This window comes from Polaromonas sp. AET17H-212 (assembly GCF_002379085.1).
Classification (GTDB): domain Bacteria; phylum Pseudomonadota; class Gammaproteobacteria; order Burkholderiales; family Burkholderiaceae_C; genus Polaromonas.
Genome location: NZ_NBZW01000002.1, coordinates 279,559 through 299,413 on the forward strand (window position 1 = coordinate 279,559; position 19,855 = coordinate 299,413).

Consider the following 19,855-nt stretch of genomic DNA (forward strand, 5'->3'; position numbering starts at 1 on the left):
CATGAGTACGCCCGCCACACCGCAGGCTGACACGCCGGTGCCCCCGAAGGTCGATCCGGACACCATGACCTTGCGTGCGCCGCCACGTCCAGTGGTGCGACTGAATCGGCGCATGCTGGCGCTTGGTGCGGGCACGCTGGCCGCTGCCGTGCTCGGAGGTACCTTGTGGTCGCTGCAGTCGCACAAGCGTGAGCGCAACCCGGCCACCGAGTTGTACAACGTGGATAGGGTTTCACGGGCCGAGAGCCTGGACCAGTTGCCCAAGGACTATTCGAAGATACCTGTTCCGGTTAAACCCACCGTACCTGTTTTAGGCGAACCGCTGCCAGGTGATTTGGGGCCAGCCATCGTCAGCGCAGAACGTCAGCGTCAGGCGAATGTATCGGCGGCGTACGACGATCCTGCGCATGCGGATCGATTGACGCGCTTGCGTGATGCGGAGGAAGCAGCGCGCTCTACGGTGTTTTTTAGGAGCAGTGGCAATGGAGCCAAGTCGGCGGCAACTGCGAACTCGGCTTCAGCTGGCAGTCCATCGGCACCGATGCCGGGCAATCAGCCGTTCAGTCCGATGGGGCCGCCGACCGCCACTGCGCAGGCAGCCGATCCGACCGCTGCGCAGAACCGGCAGGAACAAAAGGCGGCTTTTGTCGCGAATGCGGGTGACACGGCTACGCGCAATCTGGCCAGCCTGCAGATGCCGGTCTCACCTTACCAGGTGATGGCGGGGACTGTCATTCCGGCAGCATTGGTGACGGGCATCAACTCTGACTTGCCGGGGCAGGTCATCGCCAACGTGACGGAGACGGTTTACGACACGGCCACGGGGCGCTACCTGCTGATTCCGCAGGGGTCAAGATTGATTGGGCGATATGACAGCCAGGTTGCTTTCGGGCAGCGGCGGGTGTTGCTGGTGTGGACGCGGTTGATCCTGCCGGATACGTCTTCGATTGCACTGGACCGCCTGCCTGGGATTGATCCGGCGGGTTACGCCGGGTTGGAGGATGGTGTTGACTGGCACTGGGACCGGATTCTTGCCGGTGCGGCGCTGTCCACGCTGCTGGGTGTGGGGGCCGAGTTGGCGGCGCCGGATCGCAGCGGGAGTGATGGCAAGGTGATCATTGCCGTGCGTCAGGGTGCGCAGGACACGGTGAACCAGGTGGGTCAGGAGATGAGTAAGCGGAATATGAGTGTTCAGCCGACGCTGACAATTCGGCCTGGGTCTCCGATGCGGGTGATGGTGAGCAAGGATCTGATTCTGCGACCGTACCAGCCGCTATTTTTTGTGAGAGGGGCACCGCAATGAGCACTGCCGTTGGCAAATTGCGGCTGGGGCCGCTGCCCAAGACCGAGACTGTGAAGCTGACCATCGCACTGACTGTGGCATTAAAGGTCGATCTGGAGCGCTATGCCGCGCTGCATGCGCAGACCTACGGCGACCCGGTCGATGCCGTCACGCTGATTCCGCATATGCTGGAATCGTTCATCATGCGGGATCGAGGATTCAAGACTCTGACAACCAAGGTGCCGAGGTCGCGAGTGGGGGAGGGCGACTAAAGGGGCCTTTGCCACAGGCGTAAAAAACTCCTTTTGCACGTCTGCTTTTCCAGGTCCAACGCGCAAGCGGACTTTCATTCGGCGGGCTCTGCCAACTTTGGAAGTTACGAACAGGAGATACATGCCAGTGCAACGCCCTGGCTTCCATCAGCAATTTCTTTGAAACGCCGCAAGAGACCGCGAAGAACCAATGTGACAGCGTCGTTAATATGGACTGTTCGAGTCAACGTTTCGTTCTCATTGCTACGGTCGCGGGACAGCGATGAAGAAGGTGTGAGACGGATGACCGGCTTACGGCCACAAACGACCAAAGAGGCGACGAACCAACGTCGCGCGGCAAGCGCCCCTGCGTGTTACAGGCGCGCCTGGCTGGAGGTGAACAAAGCGCCCAGCGCGAAATCGCAACCATGCGCCGGCCGATCAGGCGCAGCCTGTTCGGCGGTATCCCGGGGCGCCAAGCCGGCGCGGCGGGGTGGGCGTCAGCCGACCCCTGGAGGCAAGCGCAGCGCACAGTCTTTCCCCGAAACCAAAGGACGAAGAAAAAAGGGGTCAAAGCCCCCGGATTACAGGAGTCCCCGTTCGGCCATTGACAGAACCTCGGCACCGGCCACGATCACGTGGTCCAGCACCCGCACGTCCACCAGCGCCAGAGCCGCCTTCAGCGTCTGCGTCAGCATCTCGTCGGCGCGCGACGGCTGGGTCGAACCGCTTGGATGGTTATGCACCAGCAACAGGGCAGCGCTGTTCCTCGCCAACGCTTCCTTGACCACCTCCCGTGGATACACCGATGTCTGGTTTACCGAGCCGCGAAACATCTCGACATACTCGATCACGCGGTTCTGCGAATCCAGGTGCACCACTGCGAACACCTCATGCTCCAGCGCCCCCAGCTTGACCCGAAGGTAGTCGCGCACCACCTGTGGCGATGAAAGAACTTCACAGCCGCGCATCTGTCCAGCCAGTACGCGCTGTGCAGCCTGCAGGACTTCACCGGCACTGGCTGGCCGGTAGTCGCCCGCGACATCGCGAACGAGAAGGGAAGAATCGAGAGAAAGAGAAAGTTGCGACATGGTTGTTTCCGGTTTGAATCGGGCGGAATTGCCCGGAACCGGCGGAACACGGCGCAGCGCAGCAGTCAGGGGTCGCGCAGACGGCCGCGAGGACGCCAGCGTGCAAGGCACGCGCCGCCCTTGACGGCGAGAACGGCGTGGTACGGTAAAGGGAACAGCAAGGCCGCCCCCACCCCCACCTCACCGGGTTTAGAGCAAGCGCAGCGCGCAGGTCCGAAGGGCCGCAGGCGTCAGGGATCAAAGCCGCATGGCCGTGACTCGGCACGAGGCGCGGGGCAACGCCCGCGAGCCCGACGGCGGTACGCCGGTACGCTCAGAACGGAGCAACAAGATTCACTGCACAGTAAATATTGCCATTTCATTGAATATTCGCTAATATCCGAATATTCACTGCGCAGTAAAGAATCCATAAACCATGATGCTTGAGTCGAATACGACCGAACGACAGCTAATCGAGCAGTTTCTCGATACGCTTCGGGCGCTGCCCGAGGTGCAGGCCGAACTGGACCATCGGGGGGTGCCTGCCGGCTTGGCTGGCGACAAGGGGCATGACGCCCAAATCGACCTTCACATCGCAGGCAAGTCCTTCACCATTCTGATCGAGGCAAAAAAGGCCGTTTATCCAAGAGATGTGCGTGAAGTTCTCTGGCAGTTCAGGGAAATCAGCCACAACAGGCCCAAAGCGCAAAGTGGCGACGAAGCGGTATCAGTCCTGGTCGCCGAGTCCATCTCCCCGGGCGCCAAGGAACTGCTCAGGGATGAGCATGTCGGGTACTACGACAGCGGCGGCAGCCTGTTCTTGCCCGCACCTGGCGTGTATCTCTACATCGACAAGCCGCCACCGAAAACGCTGTCGAAGTCGGTACGGTCTTTGTTTTCCGGGCGGCGCGCGCAGGTGCTGCATACCCTGCTGATGCGCCCTCAGGAATGGTTCGGCGGCAAAGAACTCGCTGAACAAGCATTGGTGTCGCCGGCAACCGCTTCGCAGGTGCTGACGGAGCTTGAGCGTTTCGACTGGCTGGTCTCGCGAGGACAAGGCCCCAGCAAAGAGCGCCACCTCAGAGAGCCTGCGGCGCTACTGGATGCCTGGGCGAAACAGCTCGCGTCAACCCGCCCCCCCGCGCTGCGCCGCTACTACGTTCCCTCTATGAAAGCGGACACCCTGCTGGAGCACATCGGACAGGTCTTCGCCGCCCATGAGGCGGGGTACGCGGTCAGCTACGAAGCCGCTGCACAGCGCTACGCGCCGTTCCTTTCCAGTGTTTCCCAGGTGCGCGCCCGCTTGCTGGTCAGTACTGCCGCCGATGCCGCCATTGGCGCACTTGGCGCGCGCGTGGTCAGTGAAGGTGCAAACTTCTCTATCATCGAAGCGAAGTCGCCCGGCGAGCTGTTGTTCCGGCAGCAAGTGGATGGCATCTGGCTGGCCAGTCCGATCCAGGTCTACCTCGATCTACTGCGCGGCGAAGGCCGTGCCAAGGAGATGGCGGAACACCTGCGCAAAGAAAGGATCGGTTTCTGATGGCCAAGCCCGCAACCCTCGACGGTTACAGCGACCAGTACACGCTTGACTGCGAGCGCGTCCTGGTGACGCTCCTGCGCGGACTGGGGCCGTGGAAGGACTCCGTCTACCTTGTCGGCGGTCTCACACCGAGATATCTGGTACCTGCCCGGCCGCCCGTCGTACCCGCGCATGCCGGCACCATGGATGTGGACATCGTGATCGACCTGCAAATCCTGGCCGACACTGACGCGTACCACACGCTGGAAGATAACTTCAAGAAAATGGGCTTCGAGCGTGCCGAAAACGAGAGCGGAAAGAAACTCTCGTGGCGCTGGCAGACCCGTACTGAACACGGTGCGCTGATGGTGCTCGAACTGCTCGCTGACGCACCGGACATCGCCGGTGGCAAGGTCCAGGCGCTGCCGACCGAAGGCACAATCTCGGCACTCAACATCCCGCATTCGTCCATAGTCTTCGACCTCCACCAGGTCACCGAGATCCAGGCCGAGTTGCTGGGCGACAACGGCATCGCGACCGAGAAGATCAAGCACGCCAATTTGGTCAGCTTTACCTGCTTGAAGTCGTTCGCGTTCGACCAGCGCTACGAACGCAAGGATGCTCACGATCTCATCTATTGCATCGAACATGCGCCCGAGGGACTGGATGCGGTCGCCGAAGCATTCCGCAAGGAACGCGACGGCAAGCATGGCGCTGTGATCCAGGCCGCCCTGGAGATTTTGCGCAAGCGCTTCGCGCAGGACGACAAGACTGAGGGTTATAGGAAGGACGGCCCCGTGTCGGTGGCCAAGTTTGAACTAGGCGAAGGCGATGAACCTGATCAACACGAGGTGAGAGCGCTACGTCAGCGCCAGTCGAGCGACGTAATCGATCAACTGCTGGCCCGGATCGGTTAGGGGGCGGTATGGCGATCAAGGCGATATTCGTTGGCATCAACAAGCGCCTCGACGCGGCGATTCCCGAGTTGGGCGGCGCGCGGCTTCTTCACCTATGAGGCCTTCCTCAATCTCGCGCTGGTGTCGCCGCGTCTGCTCAACCAGTTGGGCCTCGGTAGCCGTCCTCAAATCCTCATAGTTTGACCGCTGATCGCTGATCGCTGACCGCTGACCGCTGTCGGTGTGATGCGGCTCAGGGCTCAGATATTGACGACGCGCTGAAGGCGCGCAACCGAGACGCGCCATTCAAGGCCGTCAACTGAGCATGGCGTTCGAGCCACCTGTACTCCAGGGAATGAACCCAAGCGAACGAGCCAGCGCGGTCACGCAACTGGCCAATCTGCTGCTACAAGCAGCGGGTGTGCAGTTGCCAGGGGAAAACAATGACGAGCATTGATCTGTTGCCCGCCGCCCTGCTGCATCGCAAGGCCGTCGTCTACGTTCGATAGTCTACCCAGACGCAGGTTCAAAACAACCTGGAGCCAGCGCCGGCAGTATGACCTGGTCGAGGAAGCACGCCACCGAGGGTTTGTACAAGTCGAGGTCATCGACGATGATCTCGGCCGGTCTGCGATCGGCATGGTGGCCAGGCCCGGGTTCGATCATCTTGTCGCTGGGCTGTGCGCCGGGGAAGTCGGCGCCGTGTTGTGCTTCGACGCCTCGCGGCTGGCCCGCAACATTCGTAGTTACGGGTTGAGAAGCCCATTTTCATTAAAGTTTTTAAAATGACCGCCGATATAGAGGGGTTCCCGGCATAGGTTCAGGTGGTGACCGAAAAATCTGGCGTGGGCTCTCAACTTTCGCCGATAACGCCCGTTAAATAACCGCGATCTGTAACCCAAGGAGGCCAATGTTGGCGGCACTTACTGTAAGCCGACGTTCATCTAACCCTTCAAACAGTCGCAGATTGACTTTCGAAAATCAACCTTGGGAAGGTCTGCATAACCCGGGCTGCGGCGAGAGCTACCTGGGCCGAAGGCCAGCCCGGCAAAGGCGCCACGTTTTATTCACTCTGTCCAAAGCACGCAGCTGAGCATGCCAAGCAAAAAAATTCAGCAAGGCGGACGCATTCCATGAATATCCTCGCCGTCGACGACTTCGCCACCAATCGCATCCTGCTTCGCGTGCAACTCGAGGCCGAGGGCCACACCGTGCTTGAAGCCGTCGACGGTGTGCAGGCGTTGCAGGTTCTCGAGCGCGAACCGGTGGACGCCATCATCTCGGACATCCTGATGCCGAACATGGACGGCTATCGGCTGTGCCGCGAAGTTCGCCAGAGCGAAAAGTTCGGCGCGCTCCCGTTCATCCTTTTCACCGCCACCTATGATTCGCCCGCCGACCAGCAGCTCGCGCGGACGGTGGGGGCCGACCGTTACGTCGTCAAGCCCGCCCCGAAGGCGGTCATTCTGCAGGCCTTGCGCGAAGCGGTTCAAAACGCCAGCAAGCGCAAACGTCCGCTGGCACCGCAGGCAGACGAGGCCCATGTGCTGCGGCAATACAGCCAGGTTCTGGTGCACAAGCTGGAGGAAAAAAACAGCCAGCTGCGGGAGGCGCTGGAAAAGGAGCGCCAGGCGGCATTTGATGAGATTCTGAAATTGAATCAGGACCTGGAACGGCGGGTGCAGGAACGCACGGCCGCACTGGAAGCCACCAACCAGGAGCTGGAATCGTTTTCCTACTCGGTCTCGCACGACCTGCGCGCGCCGCTGCGGCATGTGCAGGGCTACGCCGAGCTGCTGGGCGCGGATGCGGGCAGCACGCTGTCCTCCGAGGCCAGGCGCTATCTGCAGGTGATTGCCGGCGCCGGGCGGGAGATGGGCGAGCTGATCGACGACCTGCTGGAGCTTTCGCGCATGAACCGGGCCGAGATGAGCCAATCGAGTGTTGATCTTGACGCACTGGTGCGCGAAGCGATCGGCCAGCTGCAGATGGCCACCGAGGGCCGACATATTGCCTGGCAGATCGCGCCGCTGCCCCGCGTGCTCGGCGACGCTGCGATGCTCAGGCAGGTGTTCGCCAATCTGCTGGGCAATGCCGTGAAGTACAGCCGCCCGCGTGAGGCAGCGCAGATCGAGATTGGCAGCGCCGGCGAGGAGGACGGGCGGCTCATTGTGTTCGTGCTCGACAACGGCGTGGGCTTTGACATGCGGTATGCGGACAAGCTGTTTGGCGTGTTCCAGCGGCTGCACCGCGCCGACGAGTTCGAGGGTCGGGGCATCGGCCTGGCCAGCGTGCGCCGCATCATCGAGCGCCACGGCGGCCGCGTCTGGGCCGAGGGCCGGCCCGGCGAAGGCGCCACGTTTTATTTCACGCTGAAGCGGTCGGCGGAGTCAACCCATCAACCCATCAACCAATCCATCAACCATGAGCAAGGGGAGAATCCATGAACTTACTCAAACGCATCCTGCTGGTCGAAGACAGCCCGGGCGACGCGGAACTGGCGCTCCACGCACTGGCGGAGCACAACCTGGACCAGGAGGTCCTGCACCTGCACGACGGCGCCCAGGCGCTGGACTACCTGTTTCGCCGGGGCGAATTCTCCGACCGGGCCGAGGGCAACCCCGCGGTCGTGCTGCTCGACCTGAAGATGCCGAAGGTGGACGGGCTCGAGGTGCTGCGCCAGATCAAGGGCGAGCCCGGTCTCAGCACGATCCCGGTGGTGGTCTTGACGTCCTCGCGCGAGAAGCGCGATCTGGAAGCCGCCTACCGGCTGGGCGTGAACGCGTACGTCGTCAAGCCGATGAATTTCGAGAATTTCATGGGTGCGGTCAAGCAAGTGGGCGCGTTCTGGGCCATCGTGAACGAGCCGCCGCCCGCCAGCACGCCCAGGGGGGCCTAGTTGTTGACATGCGCGAACCGGAGACCGAGATGAACCACGCCATCCGACTGCTGCATCTGGAAGACAATCCGTTGGATGCGGAATTGATCCGGCTGAGGCTGCAAACCGCCGGACTGTCCTGCGACATCCGGTGGGAGAGCGGCAGGGAAGCCTTCGAATCCGCCCTGGCGCAGGAAACCTTTGACCTGGTGCTGGCCGACTACAAACTGCCGGGTTACGACGGCCTGTCGGCGCTCCGGCACGTCCGCGAGAAGCAGCCGGAGCTTCCGGTGATCATGTTGTCCGGCGGGCTCAGCGAGGAAGAGGCGGTGGACTGCCTGAAAGCCGGCGCCACCGATTACGTTCTCAAACAGCGGCCGCAGCGGCTCGATACCGCCGTGCGCCGTGCGCTGGTGGAAAAAGAAGAACATGCCGCGCTGCGCCGCGCCGAGGAAGAAATTCGCCGCCAGAGTCTTTTTCTGCGCCAGGTGATCGACCTCAACCCCAATTTCATTTTCGCCAAAGACCGCGCGGGGCGCTTTGTCCTGGTGAACCAGGCCATGGCCGAGGCCTACGGCAGCAGCGTCGAGGAGATGCTGGGCAAGGCCGAAGCGGACGTCACCGCCGATGCGCAGGAAGTTGCACGTTTCCTCAAGGCCGACCTTGAAACGATGGACACGCTGCGCGACGTGTTCATCCCCGAGGAGAAACTCATCGACGCCGCCGGGAAGGAGCGCTGGCTGCAGACAGTCAAGCGCCCCATCGTGGCCGCGGACGGCAGGGCCGACAGGGTGCTCGGCGTGGCGGTGGACATCACCGAACGCAAGCGGGCGAAAGATGAAATCATGCGACTCAATGCCGACCTCGAGGAACGGGTGCGCCAGCGCACCGCCCAGTTGGAAGCCGCGAACAAGGAGCTGGAGGCCTTTTCCTATTCCGTGTCCCATGACCTTCGCTCGCCGCTCAATGCGATTGATGGATTCAGCCAACTGCTGGTGCGCCTGGACGGTGAAAAACTCAGCGACAAGGGGCGGCACTACCTGGACCGGATTCGTGCGGGCACCCGGCAGATGGGTGAACTCATTGAGGGGCTGCTGTCGCTAGCCCAACTGTCACACGATCAGCTCCGATCCGAAGTGGTCGACCTTTCGGCCATCTCCAGGCAGGTAGAACAGGCGTTCAGGGAGCGGGAGCCGGAGCGCCAGGTACAGACCCACATTCAGGACGGCCTGCTGACGCACGGCGATCCCCTTCTGCTATCGGTCGCCATGAATAACCTGCTGGGCAACGCGTGGAAGTTCACCGCAAAGCAGGCGATGGCCCGGATTGATGTCGGCAGCGAGCTCGGAGCAGATGGGAGCCCGCTTTATTTCGTCAGGGACAATGGCGCAGGGTTTGACATGGCTCACGCCGAGAAGCTTTTTGGACCTTTCGAGCGGCTTCATTCGCAGTCGGATTTTTCGGGAACCGGTGTCGGGCTGGCCACCGTGAAACGCATCATTGGCCGCCACGGCGGTCGCATCTGGGCTGAAGGCAAAGTGAACGAGGGCGCCACGTTTTATTTCACTTTTGGACGGAAGGTCGAATCTGGCGACGGCGACGGGCGCGGCGACAGCAACGGTGGTTGAAGGTAGGTCCGGCCAACCCATCTTGATCCGAGTGTGAGTTCAAGAGATGGTATGCATGATGAAGATCGTGGGCACCAAGGCCTACCTGGTGCAGTTTGCCTGCGGGATGAACCAGATAAAACGCTGGATGTTGGGTCAGGGCCGGGCGCAACCCACAGCGATAGCCGCAGGTATCGCGCGGATTGGCAACGCCGCCATGACGCAAAAGACGCGTTTTGATGTCCAGATCGCGTGCAACCGCACTAGAACCGCTGGCGCGCCCAGCCCGGCGGCAATACAGCGTGCGGTTGAAGGCCCAGGTCTCGTGCAGGAATGCCGCCAAAGCGGAGGCTCCGTGGCCCTGGCCCACGGCATCAACGCCAGCATCGCGCATCGCTGGCTGAGCACCTGCCCTTTGCGCTACACCCGCCCCAACGCCCGCAGTACCTGCGCGAAAGAGGGGGCAGTTTACACACTTGTTCCGCCGATGGCAGTGCCCCGTTCTCCCTAATAATCGGTCCTGATTGGCTCATAGGCGCCCATGTTAAACACCGGGCGGCGCCAAAACAGGAGTCGGCGATGGCCGAAGACAGCGATCTCGAAAAAACAGAACCAGCATCGGCGCGACGCCTTGAACAGGCGCGCGCGGACGGTGACGTGCCGCGCTCGCGCGAACTGGCTACCTGCACGCTGTTGCTGGCGGCCGGCGTCGGTTTCTGGTTTCTCGGAGACAGTCTGATACGCCACATGAACCGGATGCTGGTGTCAGGCCTGACGTTCGAGCGTGCGCACGCGTTCGATTCCGACTTGCTGCTGGCACGTCTGGCCGCCAGCCTCGGCGAAGTGCTGTTTTCCTTTGCGCCGCTGGCCGGACTGATGCTGCTGGTGGCGCTGGCGTCGCCGCTGCTGATCGGCGGCTGGCTGTTCAGTGCCCAGGCGCTGCAGCCGAATTTTGGCCGGATGAATCCGCTCAAAGGGCTGGGCAACATGGTGTCCGTACGGGCTGCGACCGAACTCGGCAAGGCCATCGGCAAGACCCTGCTGGTCGGCAGCGTGGCCTGGATGGTGATCTCCAGTCAGATTGATACGGTCTTGGGGCTGAGCGTAGAGCCCCTGGCCACCGGCGGTGCGCATCTGGGCGATCTGCTGCTGGTCAGCTTCATCTCGATCGTCAGTGCGCTGGTAGTGATTGCGCTGATCGATGCGCCTTACCAGATGTGGCAGTACGCGAACAAACTCAAAATGACCAAACAGGAAGCCCGCCAGGAAGCCAAGGAGTCGGACGGCAACCCGGAAATCAAGGCCAAGATTCGCGCCCAGCAGCGCGAGATGGCGCGCCGCCGCATGATGTCCGAAGTGCCCGGCGCAGACGTGGTGATCACCAATCCGACGCATTACGCGGTAGCGCTCAAGTATGCGGACAGGGCGATGCGGGCGCCGAAGGTTGTGGCCAAGGGCGCCGATGCGGTGGCGGCCAGGATCCGGGAGATCGCCGGCGCCAGCAAGGTGCCGACACTGGAGTCGCCGGCCCTGGCCCGCGCGCTTTACCGCCATGCGGAGCTGGGCGACGAGATTCCGGAAGCTTTATATACAGCCGTGGCGGAAGTGCTGGCCTATGTGTTCCAGCTGCGTACCTTTGGTGAGCAGGGCGGCGTGCGCCCGCAAGTTCCGCGCGCGGTGCAGGTGCCGGCCGGGCTTGACCCTCTTGACCCGGCGGCGCCAGCCGCGATCATCGCCGGGCCGATGCGATGAATGGACTGAAACTGCCCGCCTGGCTGACCGGCCAGGGCGTGAAACCCATGATCGCCCCGATCATCGTCGTCATCATACTGGCCATGATGGTGCTGCCGGTGCCGGCCTTCGCGCTCGACATTTTCTTCAGCTTCAATATCGCGCTGTCGATCATCGTCCTGCTGACTGCCTTGTACACCGTCAAGCCGCTCGACTTCATGGTGTTTCCCACCGTGCTGCTGATGAGCACCATGTTGCGCCTGTCGCTCAACGTCGCATCGACCCGCGTGGTTCTGACCGAGGGGCATACCGGCACCGACGCCGCCGGCAAGGTGATCGAGGCGTTCGGCCACTTCCTGATCGGCGGCAATTATCTGGTCGGCATCGTGGTGTTCATTATTTTGACCATCATCAACTTCACCGTCGTGACCAAAGGGGCCGGTCGGATCGCCGAAGTCGGGGCACGGTTTGCGCTGGATGCGATGCCCGGCAAGCAGATGGCGATCGACGCCGATCTGAATGCCGGCATGATCGGCGAGCCAGAAGCGCGCCAGCGCCGTGCCGAAGTCGCGCAGGAAGCGGAATTTTATGGCGCGATGGATGGCGCCAGCAAATACGTGCGGGGCGATGCGGTGGCGGGCATCATCGTCACCATCATCAACATGGTGGGCGGGCTGCTGGTCGGTATGCTCCAGCATGACATGGATTTTTCCAGCGCCATGAAAACCTACACGCTGCTGGCGATCGGCGATGGTCTGGTGGCGCAGATTCCATCGCTCATCATTTCCACCGCAGCCGGTGTGGTGGTGTCGCGGGTCGCCAGCGACCGCGATATCGGCGGACAACTGGTCGATCAGCTGTTTGGGAAGCCGCAAGTGCTCTACATCGCAGGCGCAGTGATTGGATGCATGGGGCTGATTCCAGGGATGCCAAACATTGCCTTCCTGATGCTCGCGGCGCTGCTCTGCGGCGGCGCTTATATGATTTCTCAGCGGGCAAAACAACCGGCAAGCGAGCCGGCACCGCTGGCGGCGGTGGCGGCCCCCGAGCTGGAAGAAGCCGGCTGGCAGGACATTGTCCCGGTCGACACGCTGGGACTGGAAGTCGGTTACCGCCTGATTCCGCTGGTCGATAAAGGGCAGGGCGGAGAGCTGCTGCGCCGGATCAAGGGTCTTCGGAAAAAATTTGCACAGGAAGTCGGTTTTCTGTCGCCGCCGGTGCATATCCGCGACAACCTGGAACTCAAGCCGTCGGCCTACCGGATCACGCTCAAAGGCGTGGAAGTCGGCAGCGGAGAAGCCCATGCCGGCCAGTACCTGGCCATCAACCCCGGCATGGTCACGGGCAGTTTGCCCGGCCCGCTCACCAGCGATCCGGCTTTCGGTTTACCGGCGACCTGGATCGAGGCGTCGCTGCGCGAGCAGGCGCAGACCCTGGGATACACCGTGGTGGATGCGGGGACGGTCGTCGCGACCCACCTCAACCATCTGATTACCAGTCATGCCGCAGAACTGCTGGGGCGCCAGGAGCTGCAGCAGTTGCTCGACCATCTGGCAACCGAGTCGCCCAAACTGGGGGAAGACCTGGTGCCCAAGCTGATCCCGCTCTCCACACTGCAGAAGGTGCTGCAGAACCTGCTCAGGGAAGGGGTGCACATCCGCGACATGCGCAGCATCATCGAAACGCTGACCGAGCACGCGAGCCACAGCCAGGATGCGAACGAGCTGACGGCGCTGGTGCGCATCGCCCTCGGCCGCGCGATTGTGCAGCAGATATTCCCGGCGACGAATGAACTGGCGGTCATCACGCTCGACAGTCGGCTCGAGCGCCTGCTGATGCAGGCCTTGCATACCAGCGGGCCCGACGGCGCCGGCATCGAGCCGGGCCTGGCCGACACCTTGGTCACGCAGGCCGAGCAGGCGACTCGCCAGCAGGAACAGCTCGGGCATACCCCGGTACTGCTGGTGCCGGGACCGCTGCGCGCATTGCTGGCCCGCTTCCTGCACCGGGCGCTGCCGCAGATCAAGGTTCTGTCGCACGCCGAACTTCCAGATTCAAAAACCATTAAAGTGACCAGCCTGGTTGGAGGCCATACATGAATGTGAAAAAATTTACGGCGAGTACGTCGCGCGAAGCGCTGCGCATGGTGCGCGACGTGCTCGGCCCGGATGCGCTGATCATTTCCAACCGCAACATTGAGGGCCAGGTCGAAATCATGGCGCTGTCAAGCGAGAATATCGTGGCAGCGTTAACGCTACCGACGGCAGTGCAAGCTGCGCCGGTAGTGCAAGCGCCAGTTCTGCCGGCAGTGCCGACCGCTCCGATCAATGTGGAGAGCCACCCGATGCCCAGAAAAAATACGCGCAGCGAACTGAGCGCGGTGATCAGCGAAATTCGCTCGATGCGCAGCATGCTGGAGACGCAATTCAATGAAATATCTGACGGTACACTGCAGGACCGCGAGCCGAAAAAGACGCTGCTTCTGCGCGAGCTGCTGGCCGCCGGTTTCAGCGCCAGTCTCGCACAGCACCTGACAGCGCAGTTGCCGGCGGGACAATACGGGAAAGCCGATCTGGCCCGGGCCAAGAGCATTCTGGCAGGCAACCTCATGACCCGAGGCCGCAAGAATAAATTCCTGGAAAAGGGCGGCGTTTATGCGCTGGTGGGCCCGACCGGGGTCGGCAAGACCACGACCACCGCAAAACTTGCCGCGCGCTGCGTGATGCGTCACGGAAGCGGCAAGCTGGCGCTGATCACGACTGACAGCTATCGTATCGGCGCCTACGAACAGTTACGCATTTACGGCAAACTTCTCGGCGTGATGGTGCATTCGGTGAAGGACGAGGCCGATCTGCGCATCGCGCTCGATGAATTGAAAAACAAGCATACGATTTTGATCGACACGGTCGGCATGAGCCAGCGTGACCGCATGGTGGCCGAGCAGGTCGCCCTGCTCTCCGGTGCCGGCACCGAGGTCCAACGCCTGTTGTGCCTGAACGCCACGTCCACCACCGAGACACTCAACGAAGTGGTGCATGCCTATCAGGGATCGGGCCTGGCGGGTTGCATCATCACCAAACTCGACGAAGCCGCAAGCATCGGCGCTGCGCTGGATGTCGTCATTCGCCACAAATTGACGCTCTACTGCGTTGCCGATGGCCAGCGCGTTCCGGAAGACCTGCACCTCGCCAATCCACGCGATCTGATCAAGCGCGCGTTCGAGCTGAGATCCGAGGCTGCCCCCTTCCAGCCACTGGACGGAGAATTGACGCTGACGATCCCGAACAAGGGGCGGGCAAGCAACGATAAAAATATGCGTGGGGTGCATCTTGGCTAGTTTCGAGGTGGACCAGGCGGAAGGCTTGCGGCGCATGGTCGCCGGGCCCAAGCCGCGGCTCTTCACCTTTTTGTCGACCGCGCCGGACGAAGAAAAAGACGACACGCTGGTGAACCTGGGGGCGTCGCTGGCAAGCTCGGGCAGCACGGTGCTGCTGCTGGATGCGTACCCGGAGTTGCGCGGTGTCGCGGCTCGCTTGGGCGCATCGGACGGCGCGACCCTGCTGCAGGTGGCGCGCCAGGAGCGCGCGCTGAATGAAGCGATCGTGCTGATGCCGCAGGGCTTCGGCATCAGCACGCTGACGCATGGCTCGCTGGAGGCGGCGCTGCACGATGCCGACCAGGCACGTCGTCTGGCCAACACCTTTGGTGTGATCGCCACGCAAACCGACATCCTGCTGGTGGACGCCGAGCTTGACGCCGATGACGCTTTGCCCTTGCCGGCCATGGGAGCCGCCGAAATCGTGATACAGGTATCGGCGGGTGCCGCATCGATCAAGTCCGCTTACGCCATCATCAAGCGGCTCCACGCCCGGCTCGGACGCAGGCCGTACAGCGTGCTGGTGACCGGCGCTTCCGAGGAGATGGCGCAACAGATCTATCAGAACATGATGCAGGCCGCGAGCCGTTATCTTTCGGTGCCGCTCAGTTGCCTGGGCACGGTGCCGGCCGATGAGCACCTGACGCGCGCCGCCGGTCTCGGGCGCACGGTCATCGATGCCTTCCCGATGGCAGGCGCTTCGATGGCATTCCGGCGTCTGGCCGGACGTCTTGCGCTGTCCGATCTGGGAGCTTGAAGCATGTATACCGCTGATGGAAAATCGGACAAAAACCAGTTGCTTGCGCAGCATGCGCCCCTGGTGAAAAAGCTGGCCCACCAGATGAAAGCCAGACTTCCGCCCAGTGTCGAAGTCGACGACCTGATTCAAGCCGGCATGATCGGGCTGCTTGACGCGGTCAACCGTTATGAGGAAACCCTTGGTGCGCAGTTCGAGACCTATGCGGTGCAGCGAATCCGCGGTGCCATGCTGGACGAATTGCGCAACGCCGACTGGCTGCCACGCAGCATGCGCCAAAGCATGCGCAAGATCGAACTGGCGATCACCACGCTGCAGCAACGCCTGGGCCGTCCACCGATTGAAAGTGAAGTCGCCAGGGAGCTCAAGCTGTCATTGATCGAATATCAGGAATTGCTGGCCAGCGGCGGCGGGCACCAACTCGTTTATTACGAGGATTTTCATGAGGGCGGCGACGGCGAACATTTTCTGGATCGTTATACCGGCAACGAGGGCGGCGATCCGCTGCAAAGCCTGTTGGACAACGGGTTTCGTGCGGCCGTGATCGAGGCGATTGAGGCTTTGCCGCAGCGCGATAAAATCATGATGGGCTTGTACTACGAACAGGAAATGAACCTGAAGGAAATCGGCACCGTGCTAGGGGTGTCCGAATCGCGGGTTTGTCAGTTGCATAGCCAGGCTGTTGCACGCCTGCGCGCCACCTTGAGAGAAAAGACATGGATTGGGGTAGCGTAGCCGGGCTGACCCTGGCGCTGGGGGCGATCCTGCTGGGCCAGGGTCTGGATGGCGGCCACTTCGGCTGGCTGGTCCAACCCGCCGCATTGATCATTGTCGGCGGCGCGACAACCGGTGCCGTCCTGCTGCAAAGCGGCCACCGCTGCTTTTTGCGCGGCGTGCGAATGGTGCGCTGGGTGTTTTCTCCTCCGGTTGAAAACCATCGGGCGCAGCTGCGCGACATCACTGCCTGGAGCGGCGTTGCGCGGCGCGAGGGTTTGCTCAGTCTCGAGCGTTACATGCTGGCGGCGCATGACCCGTTCACCGCCAAGGGCTTGCGTCTGATCGTGGACGGTGTCGAGCCAAACCTGCTGCGCGAAATTCTCGAAATCGACATCTCGTCCTATGAAAACGAACAGCGGCTGGCGATCAAGGTGTGGGAAGCTGCCGGCGGCTATGCGCCGACCATCGGCATTCTGGGCGCCGTGCTTGGCCTGATCCAGGTCATGGAAAATCTGTCCGATCCAGGTCGGCTCGGGAACGGCATTGCGGTTGCCTTCGTCTCCACCGTGTACGGCGTAGGCCTCGCCAACCTGGTCTTCCTGCCGATCGGCAACAAGCTCAAGGCGCTGCTCAACCGGGAAATCATGATGCGCGAAATGCTGACCGATGTATTCGCCGGTATCGCCGCCGGCGACAAACCGCGCGTCATCGAAGAGCGTTTGTCCAGCTATCGGCGCTGAAGGACGCCGACCGCCATGGCTCGGAAAAAATACCAGGAAGATCCCGACAATCACGATCGCTGGCTGGTCTCGTATGCCGATTTCATCACCTTGTTGCTTGCGTTTTTCATTGTCATGTATGCGATCTCTTCCGTGAATCAAAGCAAGTACCGGATTTTTTCGGAGGCGCTCGGCAGCGCCTTCTCCGGGAAACCGTCGCCGTCGCCAACGACTCCGATGTCGGCGACCGTTGAGAAAGAACCCTTTCCCCTGCCCCTGCCGCCGCGCGCATTACCATCGCAAAAACAGCGCGCCCGCCAGGCGGCATTGCTGCGCGAACGGCAGCAGATGACCGGTATGGCCCGCGATATTCTGCAGGTGCTCGCCCCGCTGGTGGGACAGGGCAAGGTGCGTGTCACACAAAGCAGCCGTGGCGTGAGCGTGGAGATCAATGCCAGCGTGTTGTTCGCACCGGGCGAAGCCAAGCTGAGCAATGAATCGGGGGCGGCGTTAAAGGCTGTGGCGCAGGTGGTCAGGGATTTTCCACAAGCGATACAGGTTGAAGGGCACACCGATATGCTGCCGATCAGCAATGCGATGTTCCCCTCCAACTGGGAGCTGTCCGCTGTGCGCGCCAGCAGTGTGGTCCGGCTTTTCATCGAACAGGGTATCGCCGAGAAGCGCCTCGCGGCCGTCGGCTACGGATCGAACCAGCCGGTGGCTTCCAACGAGACAGCCGAGGGTCGGATGCGCAACCGGCGTGTACAGCTAACGATCCTGTCGACAATTCCGGAACTGGTCACGGAAGTGCCGGTCGGAATAACGCCCGGCAAGTGACAAGCTACAAAAAACCGGCGTTGGCCGGAAATTAACCGACGACCAGACGGCGCCCGACGCTGGGCATCGTTGTCTGACCGTTCGGGCCGTAGAAATTGCCGACCTGGGCGCCGCTGTGCAGCACGCTCAACGCCTGCTGGTTACGCGTCATATGCTTATGGATCAGCAAGCCATTGGTGCGATTGAGTTCTTGCGCGGATTCGAGCACGGACAACAGGTCCGGCCAGTTCTGGCGGCCATCTTCCAGCGCCGGCGCGCTCTCCAGCCAGGCCTGCATGCCGGCTTCGCTGGCCGCGAATCCGGCGGCGGACAAGGCGCGGTGACGCCGACTCGCCAGCTCCGACATGCGCGCCACCGCTTTAGTTTTTTCCGCGGTGAGAGCGGGCAGTCCGTCGATATCCGCGTCAACCAGTTGAAGCTGTTCCTGCCTGAGCACCGCCAGCAGGCTCCGGGCCGCCTGGTATTCTTCGCGAAGGCTGGTGACCAGTGCATGCATGTTCAGGCCTTGCGTGGTTGAATCAGGTCTTTGACGGTATCCATCAATCCATCCGCCACTTTTTCGGTGTTGACCTGAAAATGGCCTGCGGTGATCGCGGCTTTTATCTCCGCTACCTTCTCCGCATTGAACACCTCGGTGCTGGCGATCTGGCCGGACAGCGCCTGCAGTTGCGAAGAAAGACGGACACTGTCCGAGGCAGCCTTGCCTGCGCCGACCGGCTCGGCCTGGCCTGCTTGCTTTGGCGTTGTCGCAACGGCAAGACCTGCGGCTTTTTTGATTGAGTCATCGATTTTCACGACAGGATCCTTGTCTGGTTGAGGGCGAAAGTCCTCAGAATTTTATAGGCTCTCATCTGTATCGGCGCTTCTGCCGAAAACTTTAGCACTGAATTGCAGCAGCCGGTAGCTTGCCGTCAGTGGGTGACTTCGACGATGCCGCCGGCTTTTGCCACGCCGCTGATGACCTGGCCCGACGGTGTGCGGACCTGGGTCAGCTGACCTTCACCAGCATTGTTGAGTGCCCGGGCTTCGCTCGACACGCTAAAGCCGGCTCCGGCCGACACCAGCCGCACCGTCTGCCCCTGCTGTACCGCTTGCTGGCTGCGCAACACATCCTGGCGCAATGGCGTGCCGACAGGCACGGAGATCGCCAGCGTGCGGCCGATGGCCTGTGCCGGATCGGTGATGATGCCGGGCGGCAGGGTGGTGAGGTCGCCCTTGAGCCGCGTCAGGTCAGCGGCGCCGACGCTCTGACCTTGCGCCAGTGGCAGGGCGGCCGCGATGTAATCGGCCTGCACGCGCACGGTGGCCGACAGATAGATCGTCCACGGGCTGGGCACGGTGCAGCGCACGCCGACCGTGGTTTTGCCCCACGCCCGGCTGCCGCTGGGCAGGAAGGGCTGCGGCGCGGCACAGGCCGGCAGGTTCAGGCGCGGCTCAACCGGGACCACCACGATGCTGACCTGACCGGGCAGTCCGACCGCTTGCGTCTGCAGGAATTGCGCGGCGGCCTGGCGCAGTGCCTCCGGGTCCTGGCGCTGAACCGTTGCCTGTGCCAGCGCATGCTGCAGCGGCAACAGCGTCAGGAGCGCGAACAAAACGTGGACAGGTAAATTCATGATGGCCGTTGGAATGATTTCAGCTTCGATGATACGGATCAGGCCATCACGCAAAGCAAGGAACAGACTGGCGTTTTATGCCCTTATTGATTGATCAAATCGGGTCCGGCGTCCGTATCATGAACCTAAGTAAATCCATGGGCGGCGCCACCAGGTGGCCGACAATTTGAGGAGATTGCGATGATCGGAAAACTGGACGACACCCTGCGTTTTCACCAGACGGCGCTGTCGGTGCGTGCCGAACGCCAGCAGCTGCTGGCATCGAATATCGCCAACGCCGATACGCCCCACTACAAGGCGCGCGACCTCGATTTTACCAAGGCGCTGCAGGGCGCGCTGAGCGGCGCCGGAGCGGCGCCGGTCGTACTCGTCAAAACCGCGGCCGCGCACCTGGGGCGCAGCGGCGACAGCGCCAGCGGCCGTGCCCATGCCCAGCCGCTGTACCGGGCCGAGCAGCAGGGCAGTGTGGACGGCAATACCGTCGACATGGACGTGGAACGCAATCAGTTTGCCGAGAACGCACTGCGCTACGAAGCGGGTCTCACATTAATTGGTGCGCAGATCAAGGGTCTGCTCACCGCCATCCAGGGGCAATAAGC

At 62.1% G+C, this 19,855-nt stretch carries 21 protein-coding genes; 17 read left to right on the plus strand and 4 right to left on the minus strand.

What is annotated here, in order from left to right:
- Position 1 precedes the first annotated feature (1 nt).
- Together B7G53_RS03505 and B7G53_RS03510 are read left to right on the plus strand one after the other, a co-directional pair.
- Positions 2 to 1,303, plus strand: coding sequence for a TrbI/VirB10 family protein (locus tag B7G53_RS03505; RefSeq protein ID WP_096663530.1), 1,302 nt, complete (start codon positions 2 to 4; stop codon positions 1,301 to 1,303).
- The gene (locus B7G53_RS03510) at positions 1,300 to 1,554 is read left to right on the plus strand and encodes a DUF2274 domain-containing protein (RefSeq protein WP_096663532.1); all 255 of its coding nucleotides are present in this window, start codon (positions 1,300 to 1,302) and stop codon (positions 1,552 to 1,554) included. The genes B7G53_RS03505 and B7G53_RS03510 overlap by 4 nt, the downstream gene beginning before the upstream one ends.
- A gap of 563 nt (positions 1,555 to 2,117) precedes the next feature.
- Here B7G53_RS03510 and radC read toward each other — a convergent pair.
- Positions 2,118 to 2,624, minus strand: a complete 507-nt coding sequence (gene radC, locus B7G53_RS03515) for a RadC family protein (RefSeq protein WP_096663534.1) — start codon at positions 2,622 to 2,624, stop codon at positions 2,118 to 2,120.
- Positions 2,625 to 3,039: 415 nt separating this feature from the next.
- Here radC and B7G53_RS03525 point away from each other — a divergent pair, with 415 nt between their 5' ends.
- The 14 genes from B7G53_RS03525 (at position 3,040) to motD (ending at position 17,640) form a co-directional block, all read left to right on the plus strand.
- Positions 3,040 to 4,143 carry a hypothetical protein gene (locus B7G53_RS03525; protein ID WP_369680268.1) on the plus strand — a complete coding sequence of 368 codons (1,104 nt, stop codon included), beginning with the start codon at positions 3,040 to 3,042 and terminating at the stop codon, positions 4,141 to 4,143.
- The gene (locus tag B7G53_RS03530; protein WP_096663542.1) at positions 4,143 to 5,039 is read left to right on the plus strand and encodes a nucleotidyl transferase AbiEii/AbiGii toxin family protein; all 897 of its coding nucleotides are present in this window, start codon (positions 4,143 to 4,145) and stop codon (positions 5,037 to 5,039) included. Before B7G53_RS03525 ends, B7G53_RS03530 begins: the two co-directional genes overlap by 1 nt.
- Positions 5,040 to 5,471: 432 nt before the next feature.
- Positions 5,472 to 5,807, plus strand: a complete 336-nt coding sequence (locus tag B7G53_RS03535; protein WP_255249897.1) for a recombinase family protein — start codon at positions 5,472 to 5,474, stop codon at positions 5,805 to 5,807.
- A gap of 344 nt (positions 5,808 to 6,151) precedes the next feature.
- The gene (locus B7G53_RS03540; RefSeq protein ID WP_096663545.1) at positions 6,152 to 7,465 is read left to right on the plus strand and encodes a sensor histidine kinase; all 1,314 of its coding nucleotides are present in this window, start codon (positions 6,152 to 6,154) and stop codon (positions 7,463 to 7,465) included.
- On the plus strand, positions 7,462 to 7,917 hold the full coding sequence (locus B7G53_RS03545; RefSeq protein WP_096663548.1) for a response regulator: 456 nt from the start codon (positions 7,462 to 7,464) through the stop codon (positions 7,915 to 7,917). The genes B7G53_RS03540 and B7G53_RS03545 overlap by 4 nt, the downstream gene beginning before the upstream one ends.
- A gap of 29 nt (positions 7,918 to 7,946) precedes the next feature.
- A complete protein-coding gene (locus B7G53_RS03550; RefSeq protein WP_176491271.1) occupies positions 7,947 to 9,524 on the plus strand; it encodes a sensor histidine kinase in 1,578 nt (525 codons plus the stop codon).
- Positions 9,525 to 9,579: 55 nt separating this feature from the next.
- Complete coding sequence (locus B7G53_RS03555; protein ID WP_141396280.1) at positions 9,580 to 10,014, plus strand: hypothetical protein; 435 nt, start codon at positions 9,580 to 9,582, stop codon at positions 10,012 to 10,014.
- A 68-nt stretch (positions 10,015 to 10,082) separates the two neighbouring features.
- Positions 10,083 to 11,255: a flagellar biosynthesis protein FlhB gene (gene flhB / locus B7G53_RS03560; RefSeq protein WP_096663558.1), complete on the plus strand. Its 1,173-nt coding sequence runs from the start codon at positions 10,083 to 10,085 to the stop codon at positions 11,253 to 11,255.
- Complete coding sequence (gene flhA / locus B7G53_RS03565) at positions 11,252 to 13,333, plus strand: flagellar biosynthesis protein FlhA (protein ID WP_096663562.1); 2,082 nt, start codon at positions 11,252 to 11,254, stop codon at positions 13,331 to 13,333. Before flhB ends, flhA begins: the two co-directional genes overlap by 4 nt.
- A complete protein-coding gene (gene flhF, locus B7G53_RS03570; protein ID WP_096663564.1) occupies positions 13,330 to 14,571 on the plus strand; it encodes a flagellar biosynthesis protein FlhF in 1,242 nt (413 codons plus the stop codon). Before flhA ends, flhF begins: the two co-directional genes overlap by 4 nt.
- Positions 14,564 to 15,367, plus strand: coding sequence for a MinD/ParA family ATP-binding protein (locus tag B7G53_RS03575; protein WP_096663567.1), 804 nt, complete (start codon positions 14,564 to 14,566; stop codon positions 15,365 to 15,367). The genes flhF and B7G53_RS03575 overlap by 8 nt, the downstream gene beginning before the upstream one ends.
- Positions 15,368 to 15,370: 3 nt before the next feature.
- On the plus strand, positions 15,371 to 16,102 hold the full coding sequence (locus B7G53_RS03580) for an RNA polymerase sigma factor FliA (protein ID WP_096663570.1): 732 nt from the start codon (positions 15,371 to 15,373) through the stop codon (positions 16,100 to 16,102).
- A complete protein-coding gene (locus tag B7G53_RS03585; RefSeq protein ID WP_096663573.1) occupies positions 16,084 to 16,824 on the plus strand; it encodes a flagellar motor protein in 741 nt (246 codons plus the stop codon). Before B7G53_RS03580 ends, B7G53_RS03585 begins: the two co-directional genes overlap by 19 nt.
- A 15-nt stretch (positions 16,825 to 16,839) precedes the next feature.
- On the plus strand, positions 16,840 to 17,640 hold the full coding sequence (gene motD, locus B7G53_RS03590; RefSeq protein WP_096663575.1) for a flagellar motor protein MotD: 801 nt from the start codon (positions 16,840 to 16,842) through the stop codon (positions 17,638 to 17,640).
- A 31-nt stretch (positions 17,641 to 17,671) separates the two neighbouring features.
- On the opposite strand, the gene B7G53_RS03595 is transcribed toward motD, so the two are convergent.
- The 3 genes from B7G53_RS03595 to flgA all read right to left on the minus strand — a co-directional run bounded on the left by B7G53_RS03595 (position 17,672) and on the right by flgA (position 19,256).
- A complete protein-coding gene (locus B7G53_RS03595; RefSeq protein WP_096663578.1) occupies positions 17,672 to 18,136 on the minus strand; it encodes a flagella synthesis protein FlgN in 465 nt (154 codons plus the stop codon).
- Between the two features lie 2 nt (positions 18,137 to 18,138).
- Positions 18,139 to 18,435 carry a flagellar biosynthesis anti-sigma factor FlgM gene (gene flgM, locus B7G53_RS03600; protein ID WP_096663580.1) on the minus strand — a complete coding sequence of 99 codons (297 nt, stop codon included), beginning with the start codon at positions 18,433 to 18,435 and terminating at the stop codon, positions 18,139 to 18,141.
- Between the two features lie 116 nt (positions 18,436 to 18,551).
- Positions 18,552 to 19,256 carry a flagellar basal body P-ring formation chaperone FlgA gene (flgA, locus tag B7G53_RS03605; RefSeq protein WP_096663894.1) on the minus strand — a complete coding sequence of 235 codons (705 nt, stop codon included), beginning with the start codon at positions 19,254 to 19,256 and terminating at the stop codon, positions 18,552 to 18,554.
- A 180-nt stretch (positions 19,257 to 19,436) separates the two neighbouring features.
- On the opposite strand from flgA, the gene flgB reads away from it, so the two are divergent.
- The gene (flgB, locus tag B7G53_RS03610) at positions 19,437 to 19,853 is read left to right on the plus strand and encodes a flagellar basal body rod protein FlgB (RefSeq protein ID WP_096663583.1); all 417 of its coding nucleotides are present in this window, start codon (positions 19,437 to 19,439) and stop codon (positions 19,851 to 19,853) included.
- Positions 19,854 to 19,855 lie beyond the last annotated feature (2 nt).